This is a genomic window from Chryseobacterium sp. (assembly GCF_045629545.1).
Lineage (GTDB): Bacteria > Bacteroidota > Bacteroidia > Flavobacteriales > Weeksellaceae > Chryseobacterium.
In genome coordinates this window covers 1-5,362 of sequence record NZ_JAZQRK010000034.1, presented here as the reverse complement: position 1 = coordinate 5,362, position 5,362 = coordinate 1, and the positions used below count along the sequence as shown (strand labels likewise).

At 31.5% G+C, this 5,362-nt stretch carries 8 protein-coding genes and 1 pseudogene; all 9 read right to left on the bottom strand.

Features of this window, described 5'->3' with window-relative positions; translation table 11 throughout:
• Window positions 1-149, bottom strand: a pseudogene (locus ACKI42_RS08280) (pyridoxal phosphate-dependent aminotransferase); the annotation flags it as partial.
• A gap of 8 nt (window positions 150-157) precedes the next feature.
• Window positions 158-910, bottom strand: coding sequence for an SDR family NAD(P)-dependent oxidoreductase (locus ACKI42_RS08275; protein ID WP_407404334.1), 753 nt, complete (start codon window positions 908-910; stop codon window positions 158-160).
• 5 nt (window positions 911-915) lie between these two features.
• Window positions 916-1,134, bottom strand: a complete 219-nt coding sequence (locus ACKI42_RS08270; RefSeq protein WP_407404332.1) for an acyl carrier protein — start codon at window positions 1,132-1,134, stop codon at window positions 916-918.
• Window positions 1,135-1,136: 2 nt separating this feature from the next.
• A complete protein-coding gene (locus ACKI42_RS08265) occupies window positions 1,137-2,720 on the bottom strand; it encodes an HAD-IIIC family phosphatase (protein ID WP_407404330.1) in 1,584 nt (527 codons plus the stop codon).
• Window positions 2,717-3,112: a VOC family protein gene (locus ACKI42_RS08260; protein ID WP_407404328.1), complete on the bottom strand. Its 396-nt coding sequence runs from the start codon at window positions 3,110-3,112 to the stop codon at window positions 2,717-2,719. Before ACKI42_RS08260 ends, ACKI42_RS08265 begins: the two co-directional genes overlap by 4 nt.
• Window positions 3,113-4,165 carry a 3-oxoacyl-ACP synthase III family protein gene (locus ACKI42_RS08255; protein ID WP_407404326.1) on the bottom strand — a complete coding sequence of 351 codons (1,053 nt, stop codon included), beginning with the start codon at window positions 4,163-4,165 and terminating at the stop codon, window positions 3,113-3,115. It lies immediately after the preceding gene.
• Window position 4,166: 1 nt separating this feature from the next.
• On the bottom strand, window positions 4,167-4,391 hold the full coding sequence (locus tag ACKI42_RS08250) for an acyl carrier protein (RefSeq protein WP_407404324.1): 225 nt from the start codon (window positions 4,389-4,391) through the stop codon (window positions 4,167-4,169).
• Between the two features lie 17 nt (window positions 4,392-4,408).
• Complete coding sequence (locus ACKI42_RS08245) at window positions 4,409-5,050, bottom strand: acetyltransferase (RefSeq protein WP_407404322.1); 642 nt, start codon at window positions 5,048-5,050, stop codon at window positions 4,409-4,411.
• Between the two features lie 17 nt (window positions 5,051-5,067).
• Window positions 5,068-5,362 (bottom strand): sugar transferase (locus ACKI42_RS08240; RefSeq protein WP_407404320.1); only part of this gene is annotated, 295 nt, incomplete at its 5' end.

Below are 5,362 nucleotides of genomic sequence, written 5' to 3'. Positions count from 1 at the left end.
TCACTGTCCAAATAATCTTGCAAATCTTCTTCAAAACCATTTACATTAGGTCCTAAAGGGGCTACCCAATTCTTCGCAAAAGCTTCGTGAATATATTTAATCTCATTACCTCCCATATGTGGTGAGGACAACCATATTTTTGAACTCATCTTATATGTTATTGTGCACTATATCCCCCATCTATTACTAAATCTATACCTGTAATCCATTTGGATTTTTCTGAAAGCAAAAATTGTATTCCATTTACAATATCATCGACATTACCTATTCCCAAAGGATGCATTCTTTTGATATTAAGGATACTTTCTTCACTAATTGAATCTAAAACTTTTGAAGACATCTCTGTGGTGACCATCCCTGGAGAGATACAATTTACTCTAATTTTCTTTGGCGCCAATTCTAATGCTAACGCTTTAGAAGCAGCAACTAAGGCACCTTTAGACATACAATAAGCTACTTTTGCAGGCTGACCTAAATTTCCCATTACTGAGCTAATAAAAACTATTGATCCACCATCTAGTGCAAAAACACCTTTTTTTTGTAAAATTTTAGTAATCAAAATAGCTGGAATAGTATTTACCTGAAGTATATCATTCAAAAGATCATTCTTAACAAATTTAAGCGGAATTGTACCTTCTCTTCCTGCAGAATAAACCAGCCCAGTAAATGGTTCATCTATATCTTTAGAGGCTGCTAATATTGCATTATCCAATAATTTTTCGTCTTTAACATCAATTGCAAAATATTGATGCCCCTCACCTGGACAAGATTCGATAACTTCTTTCAACTTATCTTCGGAACGTGCTACCAAGACTACACGTGCACCTTCCTTAGCTAGCTTAATGGCAGCAGCTTTTCCAATTCCTGAAGAAGCTCCAATTATAAGAATTTTTTGATTTTTTAATTCCATTAGAATTAGTTTTCAATCATTTCAACAATCTTGTCCAAAGAAGTCATTTCACTAATTTGTTCAGGTTCAAAAGACTTATCAAAGGTATCTTCTAACTCTACAATCAAATTTAAATGACGTAATGAATCCCAATTATCAACATGCTCTTGTTTTATATCTAAAGGAAAAGTATCTATAGACATTTCAAATACCTCTGCCATTATTTCAATAACCTTATCTCTCATAACTAATTAATATTTATTGTGTAATGTTTTTTTAATTCAATATTATACTTAGGATCAAAATTATAAGACTTTACTCCGTTTTGATCTTCATTAACCAGTATAAAACCTACTTGTAACAAAAAGTCCTTAACCATATCATTTTTGGCTGAAGGAATATATTCTGCGCGAAGTGGTTTATTTGACTTATTAGTAACCTCTTTAATAATTTGTAGCAAGGTAACTATTTCAATCTCTCTACCGAGAATTCTACAACTTAACAGGTAAGTATCCAAGAATAATTCATTTTCATTTTCATCAATGATACAACCAATAGTGATTCCATTATCGCCAAATTTATCCTTTACAGATGCGCAATAAATATGGCTTCCTTTTTTCTGTTTCTCCTTTAAATATTCCTCTGTGTAACGCTGAGTACGCAGATTGAACTGATTTGTTTTCTGTGTCATTTGGGCAAGACGAGAAATATTATTAGCGTTACAGGGATAAAGATCTATAACGATATCCAAGCTTGCTAAATAGTCTTCCAAATTATTGAAAACTTTTTTACTTTCATTTCGAAAAAAGATATCTTTGTATTGTTGTGTTTTTTGTAAATCCTCTAAAGATAGTGCATAGGTAGAGAAAAACTCATTATAAATATTCCAAAAGAAATCCACCAATTGATAGGGTTTATCAGGAAAATTTGGAACTTCAACTTCAGGTAAAAACTCCTTCACTAAGCCTCTTTCAACAGGATTATCATCTATAAAAACAAAACTATCAGTTCCAATATTTAGTTCTTCTGCTAACGATTTTATATTCTCAGCCTTATTCTGCCAATTAATTCTATAAGCAGATAATACCTTGTCGTTAATGACATTATTGGTATTATTATTCCAAAGCTCTACAACATCTGTTAAATTATTCTTACTACAGACAGCCAATACAACTCCTTTTAAGGATAAAGCAAACAAGAGTTCTTGAAAGCTTTTAAATGCATTGCCAGGATATTCCTGTCCGAGCTTGACTCCATGTACACCATCTTCGCCTACGACCCCACCCCAAAGAGTATTATCACAGTCTAAAACAATACATTTTTTTCTCTTTAAGCTCACAAAATCGAGTTGCAAAGAAAACCATTTCTTAAAGTCTTTTGCTAATTTAGGATTAATAATCATCTGCGATGTAAAGAAAAATCGCCAATCGATGATTTCTATCAATTGTTTTCCAAGGAATTGATTAATCTCTATTACTTTAATATTAGAATGAGAAGACACCAACTCTTTCAAAAAGCTATAATTAAAGTTTACAATAGCTTCAGAGAGAATTGAATTTTTAATTTCCCAATTATTTTGATAATTATTAGCTAATGTTAGTACAATAATCCTTTTATCTACATTAAGATTTATTATTAATTCAACTTTAGATTTGATCTCCTCAATTTCAACAGTTTGTAGCTCAGGTGATTTAGAAGGGTCTAATTGGTAAAACAAAACTATAGTATCAACTTCTTGAGCTGGCATTGAGACATCCCCATACCCACTAAAAGTTGTAGAACTATTGAAAAGATATTCTACTGTATAATTTCTATAAACAAAGATTTTCATATATTCTCTAACAATTCGATTAATCCCATTGCTGGGTTATATAAAAAACAAACCCTTCTTCCTTGAAATGCAACTGCAGGCGTAGGAGCAGTAATTTGCACAAAACGTTGCTTTTTTAGCTCTTCGATAACCTTATCAAACGAGTCCACTTCATAACAAATATGATATAAGGAAGATCCGAGTTTTGATAAAATTTTAGATATAGGATTATCAATTTGGGCTGGTTCTACTAATTCTATTAAATGATCATTTTCATTTTTTAAGAATAATAGATTAACACCTTGCAAAGGGTCAAAAATTTTATCTGATGATATGCTATAGCCTAATGATAAAAAAGGTTTTAAACTTTTTTCGATAGATTTTGTTGCGAAACCATAATGATGTACTCTCATTTAATACTCAATTAGCTCACTAATAAATGTTTTACTAAGATCTACTGATGCAGTAGCCCATGAAAGACCTGCACCAAATCCACTAATAATAATTTTTTTATTTTCATTTTGCCAATCTCTCAATTCACTAACAATAGTTAATGGAATAGTAGCAGAGCTTGTATTCCCAAATTTATCCAAACTAATGGGAACTTTTGCCATATCGTACTTCAACTTTTTAGCAAAAAATTCAATCATAAATTTATTTGCTTGATGAAAAACAATTGATTCATAATCAGAAATAATAGTATTTGTTTTTTCTAGGAGCTCCTTTATACTTTTTGGAACAACACGCAAAGTGAAATTAAAAACATCTATTCCATTCATATAAATTTCTAAATCATTTCCTATACTTCCGTCTGCACGTTCCTTTTCTATTAGAGAATCAGCAGTAAAAGGGAAACGAGCTCCTCCTCCTTTTACGACAACTGCATCCCAGCCTTCTCCATCACTATGCAAGACTGCATTAAATTCCTCTCCATCAGATTTTTCTAATAATGTTGCTGTTCCTGCATCACCATAAAGCAATGCATTAGTTTTATCTTTTGGATTTACGATTTTAGAGAATGTTTCCCCGTCTAACAATAATACACGATTGATATTTGGCAAATTTAAATACGTCATAGCTGTTGTAAGGGCATATACATAACCACTACAAGCTAAAGAAACGTCAAAACAAAGAGTATCTTTACTCAAACCTAACCGATGTTGTAATATAGGTGCCGTAGCAGGGATTTTAAAATCTGCTGTCTGCGACATAAATATTAGCACATCAATGCTAGCTCTATCAATATTCATATCATTTAGAAGCTTATCGGCAGCCTTATAGCATAAATCAGATGCACATACATCATCGTTTACAATTCTACGCTCTTTAATACCGACAGAGTCTATAATTTTTTTTAATTCTTCTTCTGGAAAAATATTCCCTAAAGAATCATTCCGAATTATGGTATCGGGTACACAAGCTGCAATTCCCTTAATCCCAACATTCGGTATAGTGATAAACGCCATTTTATGCTTTTACTATATTATAAATATCTCTAATAGTATTAGATTTTTCAATATCCTTACTAGAGAGTTCCACTTCATACTCTTCTTCCATAACAGCTAATAAACCTAATGCTGCTAGTGAACTCCACTCGTCAAGATTTTTAAACTCCGTATCCATATTTACTTCAGAAGCATCTATATCATCAAAAATTGAAATAAAGTTTTCTATAAATAAATTTTCATCCATAACTATACTTTTCTAAATTAGAATTTTATTTTTACAGCAGGTACACCAAAATAAGTACTGCCATCTTTAATACTTCTCAATAAAATTGAACTAGTTCCAATTGTATTTCTGTTACCAATTTTTTTTCCTTGAATAACCCCACAATTGAAACCGAAAAAATTTTCATTTTCAATTTTCACACTTCCAGATATTTGTACATTTGGACTAAAGACATTAAAATCTCCAATCAAATTATCATGACCTAAGGTTGACCTTGTATTAAAAATATTAAAATTTCCAACGATACAATTACAACTAAAGATTACCCCCAAAGATAATATATTCCCTTCTCCTAACATAGTAGTATTTTCATCTAGCAATAAAGCAGAAGGGTGTATTATATTTGGAAAAATTAGATTAGGATTATTTAATTTATTTCTGACGATATTTAATATTTTAGGATTTCCAATAGCAATAGCGACTTCAATAGGATAATCAATTTTATTTAAGGAATCAACACTTCCCACAATTTCACCAAAAACATTTGCTTCTAACGCATTATTATCATCGAAAAAACCAATAAAATTATAGTCAATTTTATTGGCAACTAGCATATCTCTCCAAATACAAAAAACCTCTTGACCAAACCCTCCAGCACCAATAATTGCAATATTCTTCATCTTATTTTTCTTATAATTTAATTATTACCATTAAAAGCTTCTGATGTCACTTGTCCTTGTTGGTTTATGCCGTCTTGCTTAAATACCTTTTTGACCGTTAAGAGGAGTATTTTCAGGTCCAAGACAAAAGAAATATTATCAACATACCATACATCATACGTAAACTTTTGTTGCCAAGAGATAGCATTACGTCCATTTACTTGTGCCCATCCAGTGATCCCTGGACGAACCAAATGTCTTTTTCGTTGCTCCTGATTATACAAAGGTAAATATTGAGGCAGTAGCGGTCGGGGACCAATTAAAGACATCTCT

Excerpts from the sequence above, each read along its gene's own strand:
- ACKI42_RS08245 (WP_407404322.1), bottom strand. The coding sequence starts at position 5,050 with ATGAAGAATATTGCAATTATTGGTGCTGGAGGGTTTGGTCAAGAGGTT.
- ACKI42_RS08255 (WP_407404326.1), bottom strand. The coding sequence starts at position 4,165 with ATGGCGTTTATCACTATACCGAATGTTGGGATTAAGGGAATTGCAGCT.
- ACKI42_RS08275 (WP_407404334.1), bottom strand. The coding sequence starts at position 910 with ATGGAATTAAAAAATCAAAAAATTCTTATAATTGGAGCTTCTTCAGGA.
- ACKI42_RS08265 (WP_407404330.1), bottom strand. The coding sequence starts at position 2,720 with ATGAAAATCTTTGTTTATAGAAATTATACAGTAGAATATCTTTTCAAT.
- ACKI42_RS08260 (WP_407404328.1), bottom strand. The coding sequence starts at position 3,112 with ATGAGAGTACATCATTATGGTTTCGCAACAAAATCTATCGAAAAAAGT.
- ACKI42_RS08250 (WP_407404324.1), bottom strand. The coding sequence starts at position 4,391 with ATGGATGAAAATTTATTTATAGAAAACTTTATTTCAATTTTTGATGAT.
- ACKI42_RS08270 (WP_407404332.1), bottom strand. The coding sequence starts at position 1,134 with ATGAGAGATAAGGTTATTGAAATAATGGCAGAGGTATTTGAAATGTCT.